The 24,451-nt window shown below is 61.2% G+C and carries 23 protein-coding genes and 2 pseudogenes; 6 read left to right on the top strand and 19 right to left on the bottom strand.

Annotated features, from left to right (window positions below):
• Window positions 1-20: 20 nt before the first annotated feature.
• The 13 genes from NL116_RS19365 to NL116_RS19305 all read right to left on the bottom strand — a co-directional run bounded on the left by NL116_RS19365 (window position 21) and on the right by NL116_RS19305 (window position 12,221).
• Window positions 21-938 carry a dihydrodipicolinate synthase family protein gene (locus tag NL116_RS19365; RefSeq protein ID WP_494373596.1) on the bottom strand — a complete coding sequence of 306 codons (918 nt, stop codon included), beginning with the start codon at window positions 936-938 and terminating at the stop codon, window positions 21-23.
• A 119-nt stretch (window positions 939-1,057) separates the two neighbouring features.
• Window positions 1,058-2,086: a trans-3-hydroxy-L-proline dehydratase gene (locus NL116_RS19360; RefSeq protein WP_494373595.1), complete on the bottom strand. Its 1,029-nt coding sequence runs from the start codon at window positions 2,084-2,086 to the stop codon at window positions 1,058-1,060.
• Window positions 2,087-2,212: 126 nt separating this feature from the next.
• On the bottom strand, window positions 2,213-2,935 hold the full coding sequence (locus NL116_RS19355) for an amino acid ABC transporter ATP-binding protein (RefSeq protein WP_494373594.1): 723 nt from the start codon (window positions 2,933-2,935) through the stop codon (window positions 2,213-2,215).
• Window positions 2,928-3,578, bottom strand: coding sequence for an amino acid ABC transporter permease (locus NL116_RS19350; RefSeq protein WP_494373593.1), 651 nt, complete (start codon window positions 3,576-3,578; stop codon window positions 2,928-2,930). Before NL116_RS19350 ends, NL116_RS19355 begins: the two co-directional genes overlap by 8 nt.
• 10 nt (window positions 3,579-3,588) lie before the next feature.
• The gene (locus tag NL116_RS19345) at window positions 3,589-4,254 is read right to left on the bottom strand and encodes an amino acid ABC transporter permease (RefSeq protein ID WP_494373592.1); all 666 of its coding nucleotides are present in this window, start codon (window positions 4,252-4,254) and stop codon (window positions 3,589-3,591) included.
• Entirely contained in the window at window positions 4,247-6,025 is a 1,779-nt protein-coding gene (gene lhpI, locus NL116_RS19340) for a cis-3-hydroxy-L-proline dehydratase (RefSeq protein ID WP_494373591.1), read from the bottom strand. Before lhpI ends, NL116_RS19345 begins: the two co-directional genes overlap by 8 nt.
• Before the next feature lie 10 nt (window positions 6,026-6,035).
• Complete coding sequence (locus NL116_RS19335; protein ID WP_494373590.1) at window positions 6,036-6,854, bottom strand: ABC transporter substrate-binding protein; 819 nt, start codon at window positions 6,852-6,854, stop codon at window positions 6,036-6,038.
• Window positions 6,855-7,084: 230 nt separating this feature from the next.
• Entirely contained in the window at window positions 7,085-7,834 is a 750-nt protein-coding gene (locus NL116_RS19330) for a helix-turn-helix domain-containing protein (RefSeq protein WP_494373589.1), read from the bottom strand.
• Between the two features lie 74 nt (window positions 7,835-7,908).
• Window positions 7,909-9,165, bottom strand: coding sequence for an FAD-dependent oxidoreductase (locus tag NL116_RS19325; protein WP_494373588.1), 1,257 nt, complete (start codon window positions 9,163-9,165; stop codon window positions 7,909-7,911).
• Window positions 9,162-9,398 carry a (2Fe-2S)-binding protein gene (locus tag NL116_RS19320; RefSeq protein ID WP_494373587.1) on the bottom strand — a complete coding sequence of 79 codons (237 nt, stop codon included), beginning with the start codon at window positions 9,396-9,398 and terminating at the stop codon, window positions 9,162-9,164. Before NL116_RS19320 ends, NL116_RS19325 begins: the two co-directional genes overlap by 4 nt.
• Window positions 9,391-10,506, bottom strand: coding sequence for an NAD(P)/FAD-dependent oxidoreductase (locus NL116_RS19315; protein ID WP_494373586.1), 1,116 nt, complete (start codon window positions 10,504-10,506; stop codon window positions 9,391-9,393). The genes NL116_RS19320 and NL116_RS19315 overlap by 8 nt, the downstream gene beginning before the upstream one ends.
• Entirely contained in the window at window positions 10,503-11,435 is a 933-nt protein-coding gene (locus tag NL116_RS19310) for a 4-hydroxyproline epimerase (protein ID WP_494373585.1), read from the bottom strand. The genes NL116_RS19315 and NL116_RS19310 overlap by 4 nt, the downstream gene beginning before the upstream one ends.
• A gap of 114 nt (window positions 11,436-11,549) precedes the next feature.
• The gene (locus NL116_RS19305; RefSeq protein WP_027924781.1) at window positions 11,550-12,221 is read right to left on the bottom strand and encodes a GntR family transcriptional regulator; all 672 of its coding nucleotides are present in this window, start codon (window positions 12,219-12,221) and stop codon (window positions 11,550-11,552) included.
• Between the two features lie 472 nt (window positions 12,222-12,693).
• Between NL116_RS19305 and NL116_RS19300 the strand changes: the two genes are divergently transcribed.
• On the top strand, window positions 12,694-13,365 hold the full coding sequence (locus NL116_RS19300) for a tetratricopeptide repeat protein (RefSeq protein ID WP_494373584.1): 672 nt from the start codon (window positions 12,694-12,696) through the stop codon (window positions 13,363-13,365).
• Window positions 13,366-13,639: 274 nt separating this feature from the next.
• Here the strand turns inward: NL116_RS19300 and NL116_RS19295 are convergent, their stop codons facing one another.
• The 4 genes and pseudogenes from NL116_RS19295 to NL116_RS19280 form a co-directional block, all read right to left on the bottom strand.
• Entirely contained in the window at window positions 13,640-14,539 is a 900-nt protein-coding gene (locus NL116_RS19295) for a DUF2950 domain-containing protein (RefSeq protein WP_494378097.1), read from the bottom strand.
• 14 nt (window positions 14,540-14,553) lie between these two features.
• Window positions 14,554-16,128, bottom strand: a complete 1,575-nt coding sequence (locus NL116_RS19290; protein WP_494373583.1) for a DUF3300 domain-containing protein — start codon at window positions 16,126-16,128, stop codon at window positions 14,554-14,556.
• A 132-nt stretch (window positions 16,129-16,260) separates the two neighbouring features.
• Window positions 16,261-16,512 (bottom strand): annotated as a pseudogene (locus NL116_RS19285) (tyrosine/phenylalanine carboxypeptidase domain-containing protein); the annotation flags it as partial.
• A gap of 111 nt (window positions 16,513-16,623) precedes the next feature.
• Complete coding sequence (locus NL116_RS19280; protein WP_494373582.1) at window positions 16,624-16,845, bottom strand: hypothetical protein; 222 nt, start codon at window positions 16,843-16,845, stop codon at window positions 16,624-16,626.
• Between the two features lie 211 nt (window positions 16,846-17,056).
• On the opposite strand from NL116_RS19280, the gene NL116_RS19275 reads away from it, so the two are divergent.
• From NL116_RS19275 to NL116_RS19260, 4 genes are all read left to right on the top strand, one after another.
• Window positions 17,057-17,827, top strand: coding sequence for an alpha/beta hydrolase (locus NL116_RS19275; protein WP_494373581.1), 771 nt, complete (start codon window positions 17,057-17,059; stop codon window positions 17,825-17,827).
• Window positions 17,828-17,957: 130 nt separating this feature from the next.
• Complete coding sequence (locus NL116_RS19270; protein ID WP_494373580.1) at window positions 17,958-18,215, top strand: DUF2790 domain-containing protein; 258 nt, start codon at window positions 17,958-17,960, stop codon at window positions 18,213-18,215.
• 39 nt (window positions 18,216-18,254) lie between these two features.
• Complete coding sequence (locus tag NL116_RS19265) at window positions 18,255-18,926, top strand: heavy metal response regulator transcription factor (RefSeq protein ID WP_494373579.1); 672 nt, start codon at window positions 18,255-18,257, stop codon at window positions 18,924-18,926.
• The gene (locus tag NL116_RS19260) at window positions 18,923-20,329 is read left to right on the top strand and encodes a heavy metal sensor histidine kinase (RefSeq protein ID WP_494373578.1); all 1,407 of its coding nucleotides are present in this window, start codon (window positions 18,923-18,925) and stop codon (window positions 20,327-20,329) included. Before NL116_RS19265 ends, NL116_RS19260 begins: the two co-directional genes overlap by 4 nt.
• A 71-nt stretch (window positions 20,330-20,400) precedes the next feature.
• On the opposite strand, the pseudogene NL116_RS19255 reads toward NL116_RS19260, so the two are convergent.
• Window positions 20,401-21,123 (bottom strand): annotated as a pseudogene (locus tag NL116_RS19255) (tyrosine/phenylalanine carboxypeptidase domain-containing protein); the annotation flags it as partial.
• Between the two features lie 277 nt (window positions 21,124-21,400).
• On the opposite strand from NL116_RS19255, the gene NL116_RS19250 reads away from it, so the two are divergent.
• Complete coding sequence (locus NL116_RS19250; protein ID WP_494373577.1) at window positions 21,401-23,167, top strand: SulP family inorganic anion transporter; 1,767 nt, start codon at window positions 21,401-21,403, stop codon at window positions 23,165-23,167.
• Here NL116_RS19250 and gltS read toward each other — a convergent pair.
• On the bottom strand, window positions 23,164-24,378 hold the full coding sequence (gene gltS, locus NL116_RS19245; RefSeq protein ID WP_494373576.1) for a sodium/glutamate symporter: 1,215 nt from the start codon (window positions 24,376-24,378) through the stop codon (window positions 23,164-23,166). The two genes, NL116_RS19250 and gltS, sit on opposite strands and share 4 nt — an antisense overlap.
• Window positions 24,379-24,451: the final 73 nt, after the last annotated feature.

The following is a 24,451-nucleotide window of genomic DNA, read 5'->3' as shown; positions in this document are numbered from 1 at the left end:
AAGGCCCGCCCGGCACTCACTCAGAGACCGACGTCCGGCAGGTGCGGACGGTTCGCCAGGGCCTTGGCCATGATTTGTTCGACGAACAACCGATCCTCTTCCGGCAAGGCCAGGCGTGGCGGACGGGTCAGCGCGCTGCCGCGACCGGCGATGGCTTCACACAGCTTGATGCACTGCACCAGGTCGGCACGGGCATCCAGGTGCAGGATCGGCATCAGCCATTCATAAATCGGCATGGCTTCGGCAAAACGCCCGGCCTTGGCCAGGCGGAAGATGGTTTCACCTTCTTTCGGGAACACGTTGGACATGCCCGAGACCCAGCCTTCGGCGCCGACGGCAATGCTTTCCAGCACCACGTCATCGAGGCCGGCGAACAGCACGAAGCGGTCGCCGACTTCATTGCGTACGTCGATGAAACGGCGGGTATCGCCGGAGGAGTCCTTGAAGCACACCACGTTGTCGCAGTCGGCCAGGGAAATCAGGATGTCCGGGGTGACGTCGTTTTTGTAGATCGGCGGGTTGTTGTAGACCATCAACGGCACGTCAGCATGCTTGGCCACGTAGCGATAGTGCTCGGCGGTTTCAAACGGCTTGGAGCTGTAGACCAGTGCCGGCATCAGCATCACGCCATCGACGCCCACCTTGCGCACGGCATTGGCCACTTTGGCCGCTTGCACGCTGGTGAATTCGGCCACGCCACAAATCACCGGCACCCGGCCACGAGAGGCATCGACAGCGACTTCGGTGACGGCGATTTTTTCTTCGGCGGTCAATGAGGTGTTTTCGCCAACCGAACCGCATACCACCAGGCCCGACACACCATCGCGGATCACGTTGGAAATCACCTGATGGGTCTTGTCCAGGTTGATGGTGAAGTCATCGTTGAATTGAGTGGTCACCGCGGGGAAGACGCCACTCCAGTTAATACGCTTGCTCATTTGTTGCCTCCGGGTCGTTAATTGTATTTCGTATACGATATTTAAAATGAAAAGATTCGGCCAGTGCTTTTTCGGGTTTTTCAGGGGGTTTTGTAGCCGTTGGTCCGGGTGTTAAGAGATTAAGCACCCGGCCAGGTATCAGACAGGCGATAGCCCTGTGGCCAAGGGTCGCTCGGATCGAGCAGCAATTGGTGAGTGCCGGTAATCCAGGCCCGCCCGGAAATGCACGGATAAATGGCTGCGCGGCCGGCCACTTCGGTCAGCGAATCGATGCGGCAGTGGAACTCCGAACCGATGATCGAGCGGCCGACAAACCGCTCGCCCACCTGCATCAAACCCTTGGCGTGCATCACGGCCATGCGCGCCGAGCAGCCGGTGCCGGTGGGTGAACGGTCGATTTTGCCGGGTTGAATCACCACCGCGTTGGCGCCGGTGGCAATGCCGTTCTCATGAACGACGGGCGCCGCGATCTGGCAGAAGGAAATGTGCGACCACTCCGGGTTCAGCGGATGCACGAAGCCCAATTGTTCGTTGGCGGCGCGGGTGATTTTCAGCCCGACCGCCACCAGATCGGCGGCCTCGTCAGGGCGGATGGAAAAGCCCAGACCGTGGGCGTCGGCGATCACGAAACTGTCGCCGCCGTAGGCCGTGTCGACCTTCAATGAACCGATGCCATCGACTTCAATCCAGGCATCCAGGCGGTCGGCAAAGGACGGCACGTTCTTGATTTCCACCCGCTCGACCTTGCCGTCACGGCAATCGGCGACGGCCTCGATCAGCCCGCCGGGGGCTTCCAGCACCAGCCGGGTTTGCGGCTCGGTCATCGGCAGGATGCCGCTGTCGAGCAACACCGTGGCCACGCACAGTGAATTGGAGCCGGACATCGGTGGCGTGTCCGCCGGCTCCATGATGATCCAGGCCATCTGCGCCCGCGGGTCCTTGGCCGGCACCAGCAGGTTGACGTGGCGAAACACGCCACCGCGCGGCTCGTTGAGCACGAAGTTGCGCAAGGTTTCGTCCTTGGCGATCCAGCGTGATTGTTCCCACACCGTGGCGCCGGGTGGTGGGGCGACACCGCCAACGATTACGTCACCGACTTCGCCTTCGGCGTGGCAGCTGACGACGTGGATTATTTTTGATGAGCGCATGGTTTATTCCTTGTTTTGCCTGTGCGGGCCTCTTCGCGAGCAAGCCCGTTCCCACATTCAATCGCATTTGTTCTGGAGGAACTCGGTCAACTGTGGGAGCGGGCTTGCTCGCGAAGGGGTCATTTGTCATTTCACCGATTTCAAAAACGCCGCGGTTTCGGCATGCACCGGATTACCAATCACCTGATCCGGCGACCCAATCTCATGCACCCGCCCATTGCGAAAGAACGCCACCCGGTCGGACACATCGCGGGCGAAGCGGATCTCGTGGGTCACCAGCACCATGGTCATGCCGTCTTCGGCGAGCATGCGCATGGTGTCCAGCACCTCGCCCACCAGTTGCGGGTCGAGGGCGGACGTGGCTTCGTCGAACAGCATGTAGTCCGGTGACATCGCCAGCGCGCGGGCGATGGCCATGCGTTGCTGTTGACCGCCGGAGAGCTTGCCGGGGAAGGTCTTGAGCTTGTCGCCCAGGCCAACATGGGTCAGTTGGCGCACCGCCAGTTCCTCGGCCTCAGCCTTGCTTTTGCCCAGCACTTTGCGCGGCGCCAACATGACGTTTTCCAGCACCGTCAGGTGCGGAAAGGCATTCCATTGCTGGAACACGATGCCGATCTTCTGCCGCAAACGGTTGAGGTCGGTGGTGCTGTCATGGACCTCGACGCCGTCCACGCGGATGTTGCCTTTCTGGATCGGCTCCAGGCCGTTGATGCACATTAGCAGCGTGGATTTGCCGGAGCCGGAGCCGCCGATGATCGACACCACCTCGCCCTTGTTCACCGTCAGGTTCACGCCCTTGACCACTTCGAGGTTGCCGAACGATTTGTGTACGTTGTCGATCTCAATCATTTTCCTGCCACCTTCTTTCCAGACGAGCGCCGAGGCGTGCAACCACCAGGCTCATGACGTAGTAGATAAGGCCCGCGATGCACAGCACCAGCAACGGCTCCTGGATGCGGGTGACGATGGTTTGTGAAGCGCGAAGCAGTTCGACGATGCCGATCCACATCACCAGCGCGGTGTCTTTCATCACCCCGAGCACCAGGTTCAGCCAGCCGGGAAAGGCGACGCGGGTGGCCATCGGCAGGACGATCCAGCGCAGGTCCTGGAAGAAACTCAGGCCCAATGAGCGACTGGCCCGGCGCACCGTAAAGGGCACCGCCAACACGCCACCGCGCACGATTTCGGTGAAGTACGCGGCGGTGTAAACGCCGAGCACGATGCAGCCGACGCTGAAGGCGCTGATGTTCAGGCCGACGATGCTTTTGAGTGAGTTGAACAGCACGAACTGAATCAACAACGGCACGCTGCGGAACACGTCCAGCACCCAGGCCAGCGGCAGACTGGCCCGTGGCAACAAGGCTCGCAGCAAGCCGAACAGCAACCCGGCGATGGAGCCGAGGATGATCGACCAGAACGTCAATTGCAGCGTGACCCAGGCGCCATTGAGCAGGAACATCAGGTCATTCGAGGAAAAACCGGTGGCAAACATGGACAGCTCCTCAATAACGAAACAACCGCCAGGCCATCAACCGGGCGCTCGCGACGATCGCCTTGGCAATCGCGTAATACAGCACCGCCGCAATCGCGAAGTACTCGAAGGTGCGGAACGTTTTGACGTTGTAGTCCTGGGTTACCCCGGTCAGGTCATTGTTCAGCCCGACGATCACCCCCAGCGAGGTCATCAGCACCGCCCAGACCATTTGGTTGGTCAGCGGGTAGAACACAATGCGCAGCAGTTGTGGGACGACGATCATGCGGTAGGTTTGAAAGGCGCTCATGCCCAGCGACCGGGCGGCGCGCACCTGGGTCTGGGGCACGGCCTTGAGCCCGCCGCGAAAGTTTTCCGCGAGGTAGCCGGCGTTGTTGAATGTGATCCCGGCCAGCAGCGCGAGCCACGAGCTGACGTGCAGGCCGAGCGAGCCGAGGCCGAAGTAAAGGATGTAGATCTGGAACAGCGACGGCGTGTTGCGTGCGATCGATACCCAGCCGTTGCCGATGCCGCGCAGCAGCTGATTTTTGCTTTCGCGCATGACCGTCAGGGCCAGGGCGATGAGCACGCCGAAGATCATCGACAGGGCCGCGGTCTCGAACGTGACCACGGCGCCGGCGAGCATGTCCGGCAAGGCGCGCAGGGCCGAGCGCCATTGGAAGGTGTAGTCAAACATGCGCGGGGCTCTCCAATTGGGCGGCGGGTTGCAGCCAGGCTGGCAGACGTCCGCTGGCGCTGGCGTTGCACGCGGTATCGACGCACTCGGCGAGGCTGGCGAAATGCACCTTGCGGCCCACCAGTCCCGGTGCGTAGTGGGCGTACTTGCCCGAGTTGGTCATCAGCGTGGTGGCGGCGGGTGGAATCACCGGCTCGCCGAGCATGCACCAGCAGGTGTCGGTGACCAGGGTGGCGCCGAAGGCCTCGATCACCGCGATATGCCCGGCCTCGCGGGCCTGCTCCAGCACTGCGCGGCCGCAGGTGATGGCGAGGACGACGTCCGGATGCTTGTGCCGACCCCGGCACAAACGAGCCAGATGCGCGAATTCGCTGAGGGAAAAATGCGGGTTGCCCAGCGACACCACATCCACGTGGTGATCGCGGGCACTGTTGAGCTCGCGCCAACTCACCAGCAGGTCTTCCAGGCGGATTTTTTCCACGGGGACGCAGGCATCCGCTTCCAGCACGTTTGTCGGGTCGATGGCTTCCGGTGTCACCCCGGCAATATGAAACAGCGGTGCCGCCGAGGTGGTGGCAAACGCTGCGCCGAACGCTTTGAGATCGTCCAGGCTCGGTTGGCGATTTTCCAGACCCAGCACCAGCGGCACGCGGCTGCCGGCCAGCGCACCGATGTGATAACCGAGCAAGGGGTAAAACGCATCGTCCAGTTCACCGAGTACCGGCAACTCGATCTGCAACCGGGCTTTGCGTTGCGCGTCCAGATGGCAGCCGATCAGCGGGGCACGGCCGGTGAGGGCGATGCAGATGTCGAGGTAGTCCGGGTACTTCAGGGTGCGGGCGCCGAGCACGCTGTTGGCGTACACCACGGCATTGGATTCGGCCCAGACAATCTGCTCGCCCGCTTTGGGCGCACTGTCGAGCAGGTACGGGGCGCAGGTGTAACTCAGTTGAGCGCCCATCGCCATGTAGGCATCGCCCAAGGCACTGGCCGGCTCGCCGAGGGCCGGGTCGATGCCCAATTCGCGCCAGCGGCGCTGGTCCACGGAAATCGAATTGAGGGTGGTGGGTACTCGCACGTTCGCCCCCCATTCCACCAACTGCTGGGCAAAGCGCAGGCTGGCAGGTCCGGTGTAGATGCAGCCATCGATGTGCGCCTGGGTGACATCCACCAGGCTGCGCGCCCCTTGCAGCTCGGCCATGCGCAGAACAATGTGCATGGCCATTTGCGCGGCTTGACCGTGCTGGCCGTCGAGCAGCGCCTGGTCGAACTCGGTGAGTTCGATTGAAACGCGGCTATCGATGCTGGACAAAGGTGTGTCGAGTGTCTGCCAGGCATCGCCGGGCAGGTTTTCGAACAGGTTCAGCGTGTCGCCATCGACCCTGGCGACAGCGTGATCGCGCAACGTCGCGAAAGCCTCCCGGCCGATGCAGAGCACCGGCAGGGAACGGGCAAAAATGGTCTGTGCGACCAGCACGCCCAAGGTCAGGATCTCATCCGGTTCGGCCAGCACCAGTGCTGCCGGTGCATGGCCGTTGCTGATCAGTTCCATCAACACGCTGCTGCCGGTACACGAACCGCGTCCGCTGGGAATCGCCAGCACACACCCCGACAGACATTCGCCGCTGAGCGGGTGGTGGCGATCGATGACCTCACCACTGGCGCAATCAACGCCGCCCCAGAAACTCAGCCCGACATCGGCGAACAGCAGGGCGCCTTGAGCGGCGCCCGCGACCAGACTGCGACCGGTCAGAGAAACAGACCCAGGCATGCCGGACATCTTAGTAGTAGACCTTTGGGACGGTCAGGTCGGCTGGCGAAATATCGGTGCCGACCCATTTGACGAACAGCTCGTTGTAACGACCGGTGCGCACCTGTTGGTTGACGAACAGGTCGAGGTAGTTGAGCAAGCCGTACTCGCTGCGCTTGGCGCCGAGGGACACGTAGTCGATCACGTACGGAGCATTACCGGCGACTTTCAGGTTTTTGTATTTACCCGATTTGAGGGTGGCGGCAGCGACGGTGTTGGTGACCACGGTGGCGTCGATGTGGCCCTGGGCAACGGCGAGCAGGGTGTCGTTCTGCGACTGGTAGGCCCGGAAGCTGCCGGTGCCCCAATTTTTCACGTCTTTCTCCAGAGCGATGGCTTCATAGGTGCCGCTGGTGTTGCCCACCGGTTTGCCCTTGAGGTCGTTGAAGCCGTTGATGCCGGTATCGTCGCGGGTCAGCACGACCATCTGGAACGCGAAGTAGGGCACGGTGAGACCGACGGTCTTGGCTCGTTCGAGGGTGTCGGAGGTTGAGGCGACGATCACGTCGGCGCGCCCGGAGACCAGCGCCGGGATACGATCGGGGAACGGCGTCTCGACCACTTCAGCCTCGACCCCGAGGATCTTCGCCAGGTCGTGGCAATAATCCACATCGAAACCGGCCGGGTTGTTACTGGCATCGCGGAAACCCATCGGTGGGAAGTCCAGGGTCACGGCACAGCGCAGCTTGCCCGAACCAATGATGTCGTCGAGCTTGTCCGCCTGGGCGCTGGCGACAAAGGAGGTACTGAGAACAGCGCTGAGGGCTACGGCAAATGCAGGGTTTTTCATAGAGGCCTCGTTCGTGTGAAGTGCTGTTGAATATCGTATTGAGGATTTCGTATACGATATTAACAATAGCAATCAATGTGCCGATTTCCAGTCAGCACCGTGAATTCAGCGTCAGCCCTTGAAGTAGAGGGTTTGCAGTGGAGAAACAGGGCGCGGCGACCTGCGTGCCGGTGTTACAGATGGGAGCAATGAGGGTGCGGGCGCCCCTTTAGGGAACACCGATGACTGGCTTAGCGCTGGTTATCGCGGTACTGGCTCGGCGACAAACTGGTCAGTGCGCGGAACTGCCGACTGAATGCACTGTGATCGGTGTAACCGCAACGCAGGGCGATGTCGGTGATGGGCAACTCGGTGCTCAGTAACAGCCGCGTACCTTCTTCCAGGCGCGCTTTATGAATCATCTGTCGCGGTGTGAGCTGGAACACCCGTTTGCAGTGACGCTCCAGTTGCGCGACGGAATAGCCGCCAATCGCCGTCAATTCAGAGAGGCTGATAGGCCGTGCGAAATGGCTGCGGATATGCGCATCGACCGCGGCGAGCTTCAGGTACGCCGGGTGAGTGGACTGCGGCGTTGGCAAATCGCGAGAGATTCCGGCGAGGCCAACGATGTGACCCTGTTCGTCGTGAAGGGCCAGTTTGTGGGTCAGGCACCAGATCGGCTGATTGCCGAAATACAGGTGCAGCTCCAGTTGGTCGGCCAGCATCCGGCCGCTGGATAACACCCGCCGATCCTGCTCGGTGTACAGCGGCCCGAAGTGTTCCGGGAAGACGCTGTCGGCGGTGAGCCCGAGCAATTGTTCGCTGTGTTTAAAACCGCAACGCCGCGCCAGCGTCTGGTTGACAAAGGCGTACCGGGCGTCGAGATCCTTGATGAAAAACACCACGTCCGACAGGGTATCGAGCAGCGGCGCGATCGACTGAAGGTTGCTTAACAGGGTCGGCAGATCGCAGGGTTTGAAGAGGGTGAGTGAGGGGTACATAGCGCTGGGAGGTCCGAGGGCGACCTGCGGATCATAGAGGCTCGGTCGCATGACCGAAACCCCAGTCACGTTCATCACACGGGCGGCGTGTCGTCCAGGCACATCAGCGTCTCGATCCGCGCCGGGCTGTACGGTGGGCGCGACGCCGAGGGTTGCCAGCCAAACAAGTGCTCAACCGCAGCGCCACATACACGACCCTGGCAGGCGCCCATGCCACAACGGCTGGCCAGCTTGGCCGAGCGCCAGTCTCGGTGTTCGGTCAGTGAGGCGTAGGGCACGTCTTCACAGCGGCAAACAAGGGTGTCGGGGCGCGCCAGGGATTTGAGTTGCGGGTCGAGGGCGAATGCTCGATTCAGTGCCGTGGCGAAACCCTGCCAGCGTGCGCGGCGTGGCCACCATTGGCGGGCCTGCTCCAAATCACCCACGGCGCTGTGCCCGGCAATCGCGCCTTCGGCCAAGGCCAGTTCACTGCCGCCGAACCCGGTGCATTCGCCTGCCGCGTAATGATCGGCACGGGTGCTGGCTTGCCAGGCATCCACCTTCAACGCCTGTCTTTCGATGGCGTAACCCAATGCCTGACCCAACTGGATATTCGGGATCAGGCCGAACCCACAGGCCAGCCGATCACAGTCCAGTTCGACGATTTTGCCCTGCTGTTGCAGGCGCACGCCTTCGAGTCGGTCAGTGCCAAGGGCTGCCAGCACATGAGTACCTGCCCGGTAATGCCGGTTGAACAGGCTGAACGATTGCAGCCATTTCGCCGGCCACCGCGGCAGTTGCGCAGCGAAACCGGCGACCGACGTTAACGAAGCCTGCTCAGCGATGCGCAGCACCGATGCTCCGTGTTTTGTGGCGGTCGCCGCGCTGGCTAATAACAGTGGCCCGCTTCCGGCGATCACCACGCGTTCATCGCGCACTGACAGTCCGGATTTGATCAATGCTTGCAACCCCCCGGCCCCAGTCACCCCAGGCAACGTCCAGCCGGGGAAGGGCAGCAGCAATTCCCTGGCACCGGTGCACAGGATCAATTTGTCGTAGCTGATCAGCCAGCCGTTTTCGTCGTCCTCGACCAGCAGTTGTTTCAAGCCGGGATTGGCGATCACCCGGGTGCCGCTGTGATGGCGGATATTGCCGTGGGACTGCAAGCGCTCCCGGAACTGACGGGCCTGATCGGGAAGGCTCGCTTGAGGGCCGTCGCGCCAGATCTGCCCGCCTGCCAACGGATTGTCATCAAGCATGACAATGCGTGCGCCACTGGGGGCTGCGGCCAGTGCGGCGGCCATACCGGCGGGGCCGGCACCGATGATCAACAGGTCAGCGTATTCGTTCATGGCTGTGTCTCCACTCGCATGCCGTCACGGCAAAGGGTCTGGCACGCGAGGCGACGGCGACCGTCGATGGTCACCCGGCATTCCTGGCAAATGCCCATGCCGCACAACGGTGCGCGGCGTTGGCCGCTGACCGAGGTGCGGCTGCAACCGTTGCCGCCCAACGCCAGCGCTGCGGCGACGCTGGTGCCGTCGGCGACCGTCAGGGCCTGTCCGTCGAGCATCAATTCAGGCATACACAGGTTCTCCGAGGAAACGCTGGGGCAGGTACGGTTGGGCGGTCAGTGGCGGGGTTTCGTTGAACAGTTGCGCGACCAGCAAATCCGCGGTGCCGGGCGCGGTGGTCACCCCCAATCCTTCATGACCGACCGCCAGCCATAAGCCCTGACGTTGCGGGTGCTGACCCACCAGCGGCAAACCGTCAGGGGTGGCGGCGCGAAATCCGGTCCAGGCGCGAATGCCATTCAGTTGGGCCAATCCCGGCATGTAGCCGGCCGCACGCTTGAGCATTTTCGCGAGCATCCAGCCTTCGACCTGCGGGTCGGTCGTGCCGAATTGCCGCGAGGCACCCATGAACAATTGCCCGGTCGGACGCGGTTGAATATTGCAGGCCACCGACGGGCCTTTGGCGTTGTGGGCGCTGGTGACGTAACCCAGTTCCACCAGCGTGTGGGTGACGGTGGCGGGGTAGCGGTCGGTGATCAGCAAGTGTCCTTTCTTTGGCTCGATGGGTAACTCAGGGCACAACTGATTGGCCTGAGTGCCGTTGGCCAGCACCACTGCGTCGGCACTCAACCAATGGCCGTCATCGAGGCGTACCCGATGGCCATCGACTTCCGCGACGCGTGTCCGGCGCTGGCGGATGTTTGGCGTGTCGAGCATCCAGTTGGCCGTGGCAGGCGCATACAGAATGCCGTCACCGTTAATCAGCAGCCCTCCTTCAAGGCCCTCGGCCAGCTCCGGTTCACGCTGGCGCAGGGCACTGGCACCGATCAATTCACAGGCGATTCCCTGAGCCTGCAGGTTCAGGTATTTGCGATGGGCCACCGCCATTTCTTCGGCGTTGGCGGCCAGCCAGAGCGTGCCGTTGTTGCGGTAAGCGCAGCCGTCGGGCAAGTCCGGCCCATGCTGGCGCCAGCGTTGCAGGGAGTAATCACTCAGGGCCAGTTCGGCCGGATTGTCGTCAAGCACCAGCAGGTGGCCCATGCCCGCCGCCGTCGCGTTGTGCAGGCCGGCATCGAGCACCAGCACCTGCAAGCCGCGCCGCGCCAGCGCCTGGGCGCATGCCGCGCCGATGATCCCGGCGCCGATGACGATCACATCGGCCACGCGCCCCTCAATCATGGGCGAATGCCCCAGGCGAACGGATCGTCCTGTTCAATGATCAGGCGGGCTTCGGCACTGATGAAGGCGCGGCCACGGATGGTCGGGATGATGCGCTCACCTTGCCATTCGAAGGAGCCTTCGAATTCACTGCCAATCACACTGGCCTGACGCCAGATTTGACCAGGCTGCAACGTATCGTCAGCCGCCATGCACGCCAGTTTCGCGCTGGTGCCGGTGCCGCAGGGTGAACGGTCATAAGCCTTGCCGGGGCATAGGACGAAGTTGCGGCTGTCGGCATGATCGTCATCGGCGAACAACTCGACATGGTCGATCAGGCCGCCGTCTTCACCGCGAATACCCTGGGTTTCCAGCGCCTGTTGTACGGCGTAGGTGTAAGCGCTCAGCGTCTCAAGGTTGTCACCGGCCACTCGCAGGCCGTGGTCGGCGATCAGGAAAAACCAGTTGCCGCCCCACGCGACATCGCCGGTCACCTGACCGATCCCCGGCACCTGCAAGGTCAGGTCCTTGCGATAGCGATAAGCGGGGACATTGCGCACGCTGACCGAATGGTCCTCATGCAGGGTGGCCTGAACCGTGCCCACCGGCGTCTCGATACTGTGCACGCCGGGCCCGATCTTGCCCATGTGTGCGAGCGACGCCACCAGGCCGATGGTGCCGTGGCCGCACATGCCCAGGTAACCGCTGTTGTTGAAAAAAATCACCCCGGCACACGCGTTGGGGTCAACCGGTTCGCAGAGCAGGGCGCCCACCAATACGTCACTGCCGCGCGGTTCCAGTACACACGCTGCACGCCACGGGTCATGTTGTTCGGCGAGGATTTTGCGCCGTTCAGCCATGCTGCCGCGGCCCAGATCAGGAAAACCGGCGGTCACCAGACGCGTCGGTTCGCCGCCGGTGTGGGAGTCGATGACGGAGATGCTTTTCATGGGAGGGCCACGTCCATTCGGTTGAGTGAACGCTAGAGTGGCCCGTGCAGCGGGGTGTCGGCTTGAGGGATTTAACCGGTGCCGATGACGAAATCGGCACAGTGTCGATCACGCTCAGTGAGCGTGGGGCAGGTGCTCGAAGAGGGTTTTGCAGACCCCGGCAATGTGCTCATCCAGCAGTTTTACCGCCAGGTCCACATCCCCGGCGCGGCAGGCCGCCAGGATCTCGCGATGCTCGTGATCGGCGCGTTCCTTGCCGGCGGAGAGGCTCATCTGCATGCGCAGGTAGCGTTCCAGTTTGTCGTTGACCGAACGAATCAGGCTCACCAGAAACGGCCGCTGCGCCGGCTCGTACAGACAGGAATGCAGCTCCCAGTTGAGTTCGGCCCAACGCCCGACGTCGTCTTCGCCGATGAATTCCTGGCAGATACGCTCGGCACGGGCGAAGGTTTCTTCGGTCATGTTGGGAATGGCCAGGCGCAATACTTTGTCTTCGAGCAACATGCGCACTTCGAACATCTGCGCCAGTTCCGCATCGGAAATGCGCGTGACCATCGCCCCGCGATTGCGCTGGAACATCACCAGCCCTTCGGCTTCCAGTCGTTTGAGCGCCTCGCGCACCGGGATTTTGCTGACGTTGAACTGACGGGCAATGTCGTCCTGGCGAATCGGTTCATCCTCGGCAAAATGACCGGCGACGATGGCGTCCCGCAGATGGCGGGTGATGATTTCCGAGGTCGAAGGCGTATTGCCAAGGTCGGGAGCGTTGAGTTTGGGTAGGTTCACGTCGGCAGGTCGTTTGCAGTGAGATGGGGCTAGGGTATACGAAATTCTTTTGTACCTCGCGATCCGTTGTTTTAAACAAGAAAAATCGTCTGCGTTTAAATCTATTGACACCACTCTTTTGTAGCCGCCACCGAGCCCGCGAGGCAGCGTTCGAGCCTGCAGCCTCGCTTGATTTTGCCTGGCAACAAAGGCTGACAACAACCCGGGCAGACGGTGGCGAAAGCCAGAAAACGGCTGTGGATTCAGCCGGTCGCAACGGCTGAATGGCGGGGGCGAAGGCTGGGCATTGGGCTGTAGCGAGAGGTGGCCGGTAAGACTGAAGAAGCTTCGCGAAGGCGATGTGAGGGCAGTAATTGCCGAGGGATAGACTACGATTAACCCGTAATGGCCTAAGCCGTGGTCTGCCTCTGGTTGTCATCAGAAGTGTTAATCATAGATCAGTGGTCTTCACCAACGACCCAGAGACTTTCATATGACAGCGATGAATCGACTACTTCACCCCATCACAGCCTTGGCGCTCGCGACGATCTTCAGCTTCCTGAGCGGACCGGCGCAAGCCGGCCTGGAGGAAGGCGTCACGGCCTATCAAGCCGGTGATTTGCCGCTGGCATTCAAGGAATTCAGCACCGTTGCGGACACAGGCAACGCCGATGGCCAGTTCAATGTGGCTCTGATGTACGAGCAGGGCATCGGGGTCGCCAAGGACGAAACGCAAGCAGTTAGCTGGTATGAAAAATCTGCGCAGCAAGGCAACTCCAACGCGCAATACAATCTGGGTGTGCTGTATGAAAACGGTCGTGGCACTGCCGTGGACTATGCGCAGGCCAACCAGTGGTATCGCAAGGCAGCAGCGCAAGGCGATGCGCTCGCCATCGGTAATCTGGGCATGCTCTATATGCGCGGCGATGGCGTGAAGGTGGACAAAAATCTCGGCCTGGCTCTGCTTATACAGTCGGCAACCATGGACAACTCGCCCACAAACAAAGCCAAAAGTAACATTGCAGCGATCAGGGGTTTAACCACCCACATGCTCACAACAGCGCAGACACTGTCGGATGAGCTAAGCCAAGCCAAAAATCTGCTGATACCGCTGGATCAATACTTGAAAACCACGACGACTACCGCTGGCGGCGAATCGCAATAGGCTCAAACGCGTCCTCCGCAATACCGGGGGCGCAGGTAGCAGATGACCGCCCGCCAGTAAGGGGCAGACCACGGTTTTGCACAATTTCGATTTAAGCGTGAATCGCCCCTGGTGTTGTAACCACTGCCTAATCACCTGACGACCGCACCACCGGCCGCTGTTGGCCGGTAGCGCTCTGCCGCGAAGGACAGCAATGGGGCGGTTGCCCACCTTCGTGACCGCCAGCAACTAGCCGATGGCTGCCTTTGACGAGGTCTGATGCGGCGATCATCACCTACTCCTGATCCGCATCCACCACCGTCCAACTGTCATCCGGATCAAAACGTTTCATCGACTTCGCCACCTTGTCACCTCCGGGCCCCAGGTCTTTTTCGAACACCTGTCCTTCATGACTGATCATGAAACTCATCACGCCGGTGTCATCGTATTTCTCTGGCCAGGCGATCAGTGCAAAGCCCCGGCTCATCTTGTCGCCGATGAGGTAGCTGTAGGCGCCTCCCGGTGCCGAGGGACCCTGGCCATCAAGGATGCGGAAGTGGTAGCCATGCCAGGCTTCGCCGCCAATGGTTTTGCCGAACTCGGGGCCCAGCGGGCTGATTTGTCCGGTGTCGTCGTCGGCCCAATACAGTCCGTCATGGGTGCCGGGGGTGCTGTAAATGTTCTGCGCGTACTCAAGTGCGCCGTCGCCGTCGCGATCCACTGACGCGTAGTCCATCTGGGCGTCGTGATAGGTCAGCGCCGCTTGCACCGCGGCCAGTTCGTTACGGCCAATCTGACGTGCGCGGATTTCGGCACTGCCGGCCTTGATGTCGAAGCGCCAACCGTGGGTGCTTTTTACGATGGGGATCGGCAGTGTCCAGTGGTTGCTGCCGACCGAGAGAATCGCTGTTCGGTCGTTGGTTTTCTCAATTTTATTTTGCTCGTGGTATTGCTTCAAAAACGCATCCACATCTTCGCGTTCAGTGCCTGCGCGAGGGATGAAATTACGCCATTCATTCCCCAGCAACTCTGTCAGGCGTTGCTGATCGGCGTGGGTTGTACCCAGTGCTTCGACGAACGCTTTAGCGGCTTTTTCCGGGGTTGGAAATTCCTTCTGTGCCGTCGCCATGCACGACCACGCCAAACCGGCAGTGATCGCCAAGGCCTGAAGGAGCACGCCCAAGCGTGCCTTCATTCGAGGATAGTTATTCAACGACGGCCACCCCTTTGACTTTGACGCGCTGGTGGATTGGCCGGCCGATTGATTTGATGACCGGCGGCTCGCGAGGCACTGGGGCGCTGGGCCGATGCCTGGCTGGCCCGGCCACGACTGGCTTGTGCGCTGGCTTGAGACGGTGAGCGAGCGCCGGCGAAGGCATTGTCCCGGGCACTGCCCTTGCTGGCGGCCGTCGTGGCAGGCCGGTTTTGCGTCGTTTGACGCGCCTGCGCGTTGCCCGGTCGCTGAGGCGTCTGAGTGGTCTGTTTTTTGGGTTGCTGATTCGCCAGATTGTCTCGGGCCGTGCCTTGGCTTCTGTCCGCAGCCTGCTGTCTATTAGCTGCGTTAGCTCTGTCGGCTGCATTTTGTCTGTCGGAGGTTTGCGGTCTATTGGCCGTATTCGGTCTGTCCGTACCGGCTTGCATCCGATCGCCGGCCGTCGCCCGGGAGGCATCGCGTGCTTGATCGCGGGCTTCGCGATTGCTGGTGGGTGGGCGTTCGATACCGGCCCTGTCCATTGAACTGCGGGCGGCTTCGCGGGCCTGGGCGCGCTGGGCGTTGTCCCCACGATAGGCTTGACGCTGACTGGTACCGTTCAGTTGGCGACCGTACTGCTCGCGGCTGCGAGTATCACGATAGGGCACGCCATTGCGGTGCGCGGAATTGTGCTGCCACTTGTTCTGGTTCACGTTGATGCGGTTGTTGCCATTGATGTTGTTATAGCGTTCGACGTCGATGTCGACATCGTTATTCCCCCAGTCAAATTCCCCCCACAACGCACCGATAATGGCCACACCGGTACCAAACGCCAGCCCGGCCATCAAGGCCTGGCCAGGGTAATAGGCTGGCGGTGGCGGGTAGTACGCCGGCGGCGACGCCGGGTACGGCCAGGTGCCGTAGGTGGTTGTCGGGTTATAGGTGGGGACGTACACCACCTGCGGATCGGCGGGCTGAATGATGATGGTCGGGGGCGGAGCGGGCGCTGCGGGAGCGGATTGCGCGGCGGATTCTTTCGCCGGCGCGGCAAGATTCTGAATCGTCACGTTCTGATACTGGTTGCTCTGCAGGTTGCCGGCTTCCTGGGCCTGACGGCGCAAGCGTTGTACCCCCTCCATGAGATCGTCGGGCTGCGCCAGGAAGGCATCACCCAAGCGTTGAACCCAGACGGGATCCTGCCCCAGCGTCGCCAAGACCTGCGGGAAGGCGACGAGCGCCTGCACACTCGGGTCCCAGGGTTGGTTAGCCACTTGTTTGACCGCATCGTCGCCCTTGGCGTCCGGATGTGCTTTGGACCAGGTGACCGCTTCGGCGACTTCCCCAGGGTAGGTGGAGGCCATCAGAATCTGGGCCAGTAGTGGATCGGGATAAAGCGCAATGGGCGCCAGCATTTGATCCAGCTGTTCCTGGGTAAATACCGGATCTTTAGCGGGTGGCGTGGCGGGCGCGGTGATCGGGGCTGGCGCGGTGACAGCGTTTGCCGGCGCAGGTGTGCTTGTACCGGCTGCCACGCAGTGAGATCCGCTCAAAAAAATGACAGCCGAAAGCGCGTAAATTAATGGAATGCGCATTGCAACTCCACGTCGTCAGGCACGTTTGAAATAAGTGAATCAATGCCCGGGAGGTGGAAGCGGACTGTGCAAGCCACTGGCCTTGACCTCGAAGCCACTCACTAAGCGTAGCAAACAATAAATTTCTGCCATTTATTTACGTTCACGCGGCCTGCCGCCACTGGTATCGGTTTCGTGCTCGTCTGCAAACGTCATAAGGACATCCAGGTCGAGCACATCCAGCGGGATCCGGGCGAGGAAGGCGGAGAAGGCGAGATTGGCCGAGAGCAGGCGCAGATCGCTGGCCCACGCAGGGAGATGGATCGGGCCCTGGAGCCAGCCGGACTCGAACAGCGGCGCCAGGCGCACGGTATCGCTCAGGCTGAGGCGCCCGGCAAATAAATGGTTCTTCACGGATTACCGGGAAAGACGCTCTTGATCTTCATGAAAAAGACGCGCTGATCATGCAATGGTTCGCCCAGAGAGGCCGAACAGGAAGAAGGCCAAGTGTGATCGCTATGTTGCGCGGCCCAAGCCTTCGGTCGCATTGGCAAACGCAACGCCTGACTCGCGAACCAGTCGGCGCCATTCAAGGCTGCTGATGAGCCCCGTGCGCTCCATCTCATCAGCCGCCTTGAGCAGCTCATCGTAATGCTCTTCCACATCCATGCGGATCGCTGGCTCTCTCAGGAGTTGATACCAGGCGTCCAGGGCTTCCTGCTTGCGATCATCATTCATGGTCGAACTCCGGGGCGGTGACATCTTTTGGAAGTTTTTCCATGAGCGGCCGTTCCTCGATTCCGATATACGGCGCTAAAGCCACGCGCTTGCATTACAAACTTGTCATCGAGTTGTCAGCGTAGCCAGCACCCTCGCTTCATACAGTGGAGTCGTCAGTCACCCACACCGGGTGACACGCCTTCCACTGATGATGACAAGGGTCCACACCATGAAACCATTGAGCAAACTCTGCCTGATCGCCGCCAGCCTTCTGATGCTGGGCACCGGTTCTGCGATGGCCAGCGACATCGCGCCGGTCAAGGCCAACAACGTCGTGCTGGTGCACGGTTCCTGGGCCGACGGCTCGAGCTGGTCGGACGTAATCTCGCGGTTGCAGGCTGCCGGCCTGCACGTCACGGCGGTACAGAACCCGCTGACCTCGGTCGCCGACGACGTCGCCGCCACCCAGCGTATTCTCAATCAACAGGACGGCCCGACCGTGCTGGTCGGCCATTCCTATGCGGGTACCGTGGTCAGTGAGGCCGGGGTCAATCCGAAGGTCAGCTCGCTGGTTTATGTCGCGGCCCGGGCGCCGGATGCAGGCGAAGACTTCGTCGCGCTGTCGGCTAAATACCCGACCATGCCCGTACGCGCCGGCACCGAAGAGCACGATGGCTATGTCAGCCTGAAGCAGGATGCCTTCCTCAAATACTTCGCCAGTGACGTGCCCCACGACAAGGCGATGCAGTTGTTCGCCGTCCAGCAACCGATTGCCAAGACCCTGTTCACCGACCGCACCACCGCCGCAGCCTGGCACACCAAGCCGTCCTGGTACGCGGTCTCCAGTCTCGACCAGACCATCAACCCGGATCTGGAGCGCTTCCTGGCCAAGCGCATGAACGCCACCACCATCGAGCTGCCATCGAGCCACTTGTCGCTGGTCTCCCATTCCAAGGAAATCGCTGACCTGATCCTCGAAGCCTCCGGTCGCCAGCCGTAACCCCGGACTGCGCTTCATTACAACTTTGTCATTGAACTGTTGGTCGGCTGTCCGGATCGCCTGGTTAACCTGAACTCACTGCCAGGCGAACCCGACGGCAGCCACCCCAAATCCTGAAGAGAGACTCATCATGAAAATGTTTATCCTCGGTTTCGCCGCCCTACTCGCCACCGGTTCGGCGTTTGCGGACAATCAAACCACCGCGCCCGTGATCCATGACAAAACCGGTTTCTTCGTGCACATGGACGTCGATAAAGTCCTGTCCACCACCGATATTTCACAGCAATGCGGCGTGATTCCGGCGCGGCTCGACTACCTGGACCACCAGGGCCGCCAGCATGTGCTGGATTACCAGGTCGCCGGCACGGGTTGCACCAATGATCATTGATCGGGCTACACTGGCGCCAACTGGCTGAGGCAGATTCCCATGAACATCCTCGTAGTCGAAGATGAACCCAAGGCAGGTAACTACCTGCTCAACGGCCTGCTGGAACTCGGGTACTCGGCCAGTCTGGCGCGGGACGGGGTCGACGGTTTGCACCTGGCCCTGGAGCACGATTTCGACGTCATCGTGCTGGACGTCATGATGCCGAAAATGGATGGCTGGGAAGTCCTGCGCCGCTTGCGCAAGGAAGCCGATACACCGGTGCTGTTTCTCACCGCCCGGGACGACATCGCCGACCGCATCAAGGGCCTTGAACTGGGCGCAGATGACTACCTGATCAAGCCCTTTTCCTTCGCCGAACTGGTGGCGCGCCTGCGCACTCTGACCCGTCGTGGCCCCACCCGTGAGGAAGAACAACTGCAAGTCGACGACCTGCAGATCGACGTGCTCAAACGCCGCATCACCCGCGCCGGTGTGCGGATCACCCTGACCAACAAAGAGTTCGCCCTGTTGCATTTGTTCGCCACGCATCAAGGCCAGGTGTTGTCGCGTTCGATGATTGCGTCACGGGTCTGGGACATGAATTTCGACAGTGACACCAACGTCGTGGATGTGGCGGTGCGCCGGTTGCGACTGAAAATCGACGACCCGTTCCAGCTCAAGCTGATCCACAGCGTGCGCGGCATCGGCTACCGCTTCGATACGCAACCATGATCGCCCGCCTTCGCCATTCTTTGACGCTACGCCTGGCACTGGTGTTTGCCTTGCTGGCCTTTGTCTCGTTGGCGCTCCTGGGCGTGGCGCTGTACCGGGATCTGGAACGTGAGCTGATCCGGCGCGACGACGCGGCCCTGATCAATCGCATCGATCAATTGCGCACCTTCCTCAACGACAGCAATACGCTGGAGCTGATCAGAACCAAACCGGCGTTGTTCCAGAACATGCTGGGCAACCGCGAGGCCCTGCTGACGATCGGTGCCCCCGGCAAAAAACCCTTGCTCGTGGTCAACCCCGGTAACCTCGCCGTGCCGTCGGTCTCACCGGTGGCGATGGACCACCCGCTGAGCCTGACCGACGTGCACCATTACCCGAGCGTGGACGGCGTGCCCTTCGCGGCGCTGGCGGCGACCATTGATTCCGGCGACTTGGGCAGCCTGCAAGTGGTCACCGGACGCCTGATGACCGAGCGCACCGCGGTGCTCGCCAGTTACCGGCTCAACGTGTACCTCTTCGCCAGCGTGGCGGCGATTTTGCTGGCGCTGTCCGGTTATTTTTTGGTGCATCGCGGGCTGCTGCCGTTGCGGCGTCTGGCGCGGCACGCCCACGGTATCGGCGTCGGCAACCTCACCGAGCGCCTCGACAGCCAAGGCGCGCCACGGGAATTGCTGCCAATGATCGAGGCGTTCAATGCGATGCTCGACCGTCTGGGCAAGGGCTTCGTGCAATTGGGTCAGGTGTCGACCGACATGGCCCACGAACTGCGCACGCCAATCAACAACCTGCTCGGCGAAACCCAGGTCGCACTGCAGCAAAACCGCAGCATCGAAGCCTATCAGCAACTGCTCGCCTCCAACGTCGAGGAGCTTGAGCGCTTGGCGCGGATGCTCGACAACATGCTGTTTCTGGCCCGCACCGATCCGGTCAGTGCCCTGAGCCAACGCCAGGAACTGGATGCCGCCGACGAAATGGCACGCATGGCCGACTACTTCGAAGGGCCGGCGGCGGATGTCGGGATCAGCATCAACGCCCAGGGCAGCGGCGTGATCTGGGCCGAACCGATGCTGCTGCGCCGCGCCCTGGCCAACCTCTGCGCCAACGCCATCAAGTACGGCGCGCCGGATTCCGAACTGTTCATCCGCGCCACCCCTTCGGCCGACGGAATCCGCCTGATCGTGCGCAACCACGGCCAGACCATCCCCCCCGAACATTTGCCCCGGCTGTTCGAGCGCTTCTACCGCGCCGATGAATCCCGTCAACGGTCGGCTCATTCCAACGGATTGGGCTTGTCGATCGTGGCGACGATCATGCAGCTGCACCATGGGGCATATAGCGTCAGCAGCAGTGAGGGTGTTACGTGCTTCGAGCTGTTTTTTCCGGCGCGGGGGGTGGAGGAATGAGTCTGACTCACTGATTCTGCCTGACACTGCTAACGGGCACCGCACCTTCCCCCCTCCTTTGTTCCATTTTATAAATGGGCCATCAGTTCCGGCCGGTTGTCGCGGATCGCGATGCGCAACAGGGTGTGGACGCCGAGCAAACCGGTCAGGTAAGCGGCGTCCTTGGTAAACGCCGAACCGCCCCGCCGATTGGCGCCGCGAAACACCCCTTGGGTTGAGCGAAACGATTCTTCTTGGGACTGGCCAGCCGCCAGACAACCTTCGAACACCTGAATGAAGTCGGCGCCCTCCAGCGCTTGCTGGACGGCGAGCACACGCAGCACGAGGCGACGCAGGCGATTGATGCCCATGCTGCCGGTGAACAGCTCGGCCGGGATCTCGGCCGGGCTGGGTGGAATTCGCGCGCCACCCAGAAGCGCGTCGGTGGTATTGAGGAAAAACCGGGCGGCGTCGAGCATGCTCAGTTTCAGACGGTGGTAATAGAAGTCCGGACGCCGGTACAACGCTGACGAATAGCCGGTAAAGGCCGGAGTGCCAACCGCCCCGAGCATGCGACCCGCCGTGGCATAACTTCGCGCGGTCATCGCGAGGTGGTTACCGGCCGGATGCCCCACATCGCATCGCTCAATAAAGGCTTCCAGGGCGGTGATGTCCGCGCTGTGGTCACGAGGGCGCAGTTCGACGTCGGGCAATGCGGCTTTTCCGGCACGCCAGTTCGCCAGGAAGGTTTCTTCAACGCCATCCGGCCAGGACAGGGCATCCAGCACGCGGATCTTGCGGGCCAGACCGGGCATACAAACTGCGTTTTGGCACGGAGGCTGCGGCAATGTTTTTTGTCACTACACTGAAGTGGACCCGAAAACAACGCCAGGTATGACTCACCCACACAGGTAAAAAAACAGTTCAAGCACATAGGTAACCGTTTTTAACTGGCACTGGCCTGGGTAGCCATGTCGGTTACTGGTGCTGTGCTGACCATCGCACGCGGTGGATGAAGAACTGGGGAGGGCGCAGCAACGTTGCGGCTCTCCCAAAGCCAATATGCGCTGTACACCACGAGGTTACAGTTCCATGAGCAATTCAGATTCTTCACCCCCCGTCCCGGAACCAGGTCGTATTGCACGCCGCGTCGCAGGCGCCGGTCAAGGCCGCTGGGCTCGATGGCTGCCGGGTCTGAACACGCTGCGCCACTATCAAATTGCCTGGCTGCGAAATGACATTGTCGCCGGACTCGTCCTGACCACCATGCTCGTGCCTGTCGGTATCGCCTACGCGGTAGCCTCGGGTGTGCCCGGCATCTACGGCCTCTACGCGACCATCGTTCCGCTGCTCGCTTATGCGTTGTTCGGGCCGAGCCGAATTCTGGTGCTGGGACCGGATTCGTCGCTGGCTGCCGTGATCCTTGCGGTGATCCTGCCACTGTCCGGCGGTGATCCCTATCGCGCCGTCGCCCTGGCGGGAATGATGGCCATCGTGTCGGGGGTGGTCTGCATCCTGGCCGGCATCGCGCGCCTGGGTTTCATCACCGAACTCCTCTCCAAACCGATCCGCTATGGGTACATGAACGGTATCGCGCTGACCGTACTGATCAGCCAGTTGCCCAAATTTTTCGGCTTCAAGATCGAATCCGCCGGGCCGCTGAGAAATATATGGGCGATCGCGACCGCCGTGCTGCACGGAAAAACCAACTGGGTCACCTTCGCGGTCGGCGCCGCCACGTTGGTGGTGATCCTGTTGCTCAAAGGGCATAAACGCATCCCCGGCATTTTGATCGCCGTGGCGGGCGCCACCATCGCCGTGGGTGTACTGGACCTTGCCACGAAATACGGCATATCGGTCCTTGGCGAACTTCCCCAAGGCATGCCCGCGTTCGCCATTCCCTGGATCACGTCCGCCGATATGGTCCCGGTCCTGATTGGCGGCTGCGCTGTGGCGCTGGTTTCGTTCGCCGACACCAGCGTGCTCTCGCGTGTCTATGCGGCGCGTTCGCGCACGTACGTCGATCCGAACCAGGAGATGGTCGGGCTCGGCGTCGCCAACCTGGCGGCCGGCTTTTTCCAGGGTTTTCCCATCAGCAGCAGTTCGTCACGCACTCCGGTGGCCGAGGCCGCCGGGGCCAAAACCCAATTGTCCGGCGTCGTCGGCGCGCTGGCGGTGGCCTTGCTGCTGATGGTGGCGCCGAACCTGTTGCAGGACCTGCCCAACAGCGCGCTGGCGGCGGTGGTGATCGCTTCGGCCATCGGCTTGATCGAAGTCACGGATCTGCGACGCATCTATCGCATTCAGCGCTGGGAGTTCTGGCTGTCCCTCGCCTGCACCGTCGGCGTTGCGGTGTTTGGTGCAATAGAGGGCATCGGGCTGGCCATCCTGCTGGCGGTGATCGAATTCCTTTGGGATGGCTGGCGGCCGTATTCCGCCGTATTGGGACGTGCCGATGAGGTCCAGGGCTTTCACGATATCAAGCGTTTTCCCAATGCCCGGCTCATCCCCGGCCTGGTCCTGTTCCGCTGGGATGCCCCGTTGTTTTTCGCCAATGCCGAATTGTTCAATGACCGCGTGCTGGACGCCGTGGCGACATCGCCCACGCCCGTGCGCTGGGTGGTGGTGGCGGCAGAACCGATGACCAGTGTCGACGTGACGTCTGCCGACCTGTTGGCCGAACTGGACGAAACCTTGCGTGAGGCGGGTATCGAGTTGTGTCTGGCCGAGATGAAAGACCCGGTCAAGGACAAACTGAAGCGGTTCGGGCTGTTCACCCAGTTCGGCGAAACAGCGTTTTTTCCGACGATCGACACGGCCGTCGACAGCTACCTTGCGATGTACCCGGACGCTCGCTAGATACCACTGAACATGCCAATGATCACCGCATTGACCAGGTCAATGAAAAAGCCACACACCAACGGCACGATCAGAAAGGCCTGATGGGCCGCGCCGTATTTTTGCGTCACGGTCGTCATGTTGACGATGGCCGTTGCCGTGGACCCGAGGGCAATCCCGCCGAAGCCGGACGCAATCACGCTGGCTTCGTAATTGCGCCCCATACAGCGGAACACCACGAAATACGTGTAGAGCACGGTCAGCAGGATTTGCAGGCTCAAGGCGCTCAGAATGAACAGTAACGCGCCGCTGAGCTGCCATAACTGAAGCCCCATCAGCGCCATGGTCAAAAACATGCCCAGGCAGATATCGGAGATCAGCGACAGCCCCAGGCGGGCGCCACCCCAGGATTTCAGCCGTTGTTCATCCATAACCGCAAGAACGATGTGGTGAATGACGATACCCGCGAACAGGCAACTGACGAATTTGGGCAGGGTGATGCCGGCGTCGACCAGCAGCAGGTTGAGGCCGTAGCCGAGCATCAGGGTCAGGTTGAGCCACATCCACGCCCAGAGCACATCGTAGTAGTTCATTGACTGGTCGGGTTGTTGCTCGGGGGCGCCGACTTCCAGGCTCGCATCCCCCGAAGGCGTCAGCTGATGACGACGTATCAGTCGGTTGGCGATCGGACCGCCGATCACGCAAGCGGCAATCAGGCCGACGGTGTTACTGGCCATGCCCAGTTCATGCGCGTTATTGATGCCCAGCTTGTCGACGAACAGCGGCGCCCAGGCCAGGGTCGTGCCCGCGCCACCCGTCAGGGAAATGGAGCCCACCATCAACCCCGCCTTGGGATCGAGTCCAAATGCCTCGGCTACGCCCATACCCAGCGCGTTTTGCAGGGCGATGAACACACCCGCGAGCACCAGCAGGATCAGTAGCGGGACTCCCCCCTTGAGCAGTTGGCGCATGTCCGAATTCAAGCCAATGCCGGCAAAGAAATACAACAGCAGCGTGTCGCGAACATCCAGATCAAATTCGATCTCGATGTTCAGGCCGAAGTAAAACAGGGTCGTCACTGCCGCACAGACGAAGCCGCCAACCACCGATTCGGGAATGCAATATTGACGGAGCAAGGCGTTGCGTTGGACGAGGGTTTTGCCGAGGAAAAGCAGGAGGATGGCGAGGGTAAAACTCACGAGGGCGTGAATCGAGAAAAGCTGAGGAGTCATCAAAGCCTGCCTAAAAATATGAAAAATCATTATCAGGATTCGGTCGTCCAGGGTTTAGACCTGAGTCAATGAA

This window comes from Pseudomonas sp. FBCC-B1667 (genome assembly GCF_059133255.1).
The sequence above is the reverse complement of the archived record's forward strand: the minus strand, read 5'-3'. Positions and strand labels throughout refer to the sequence as shown.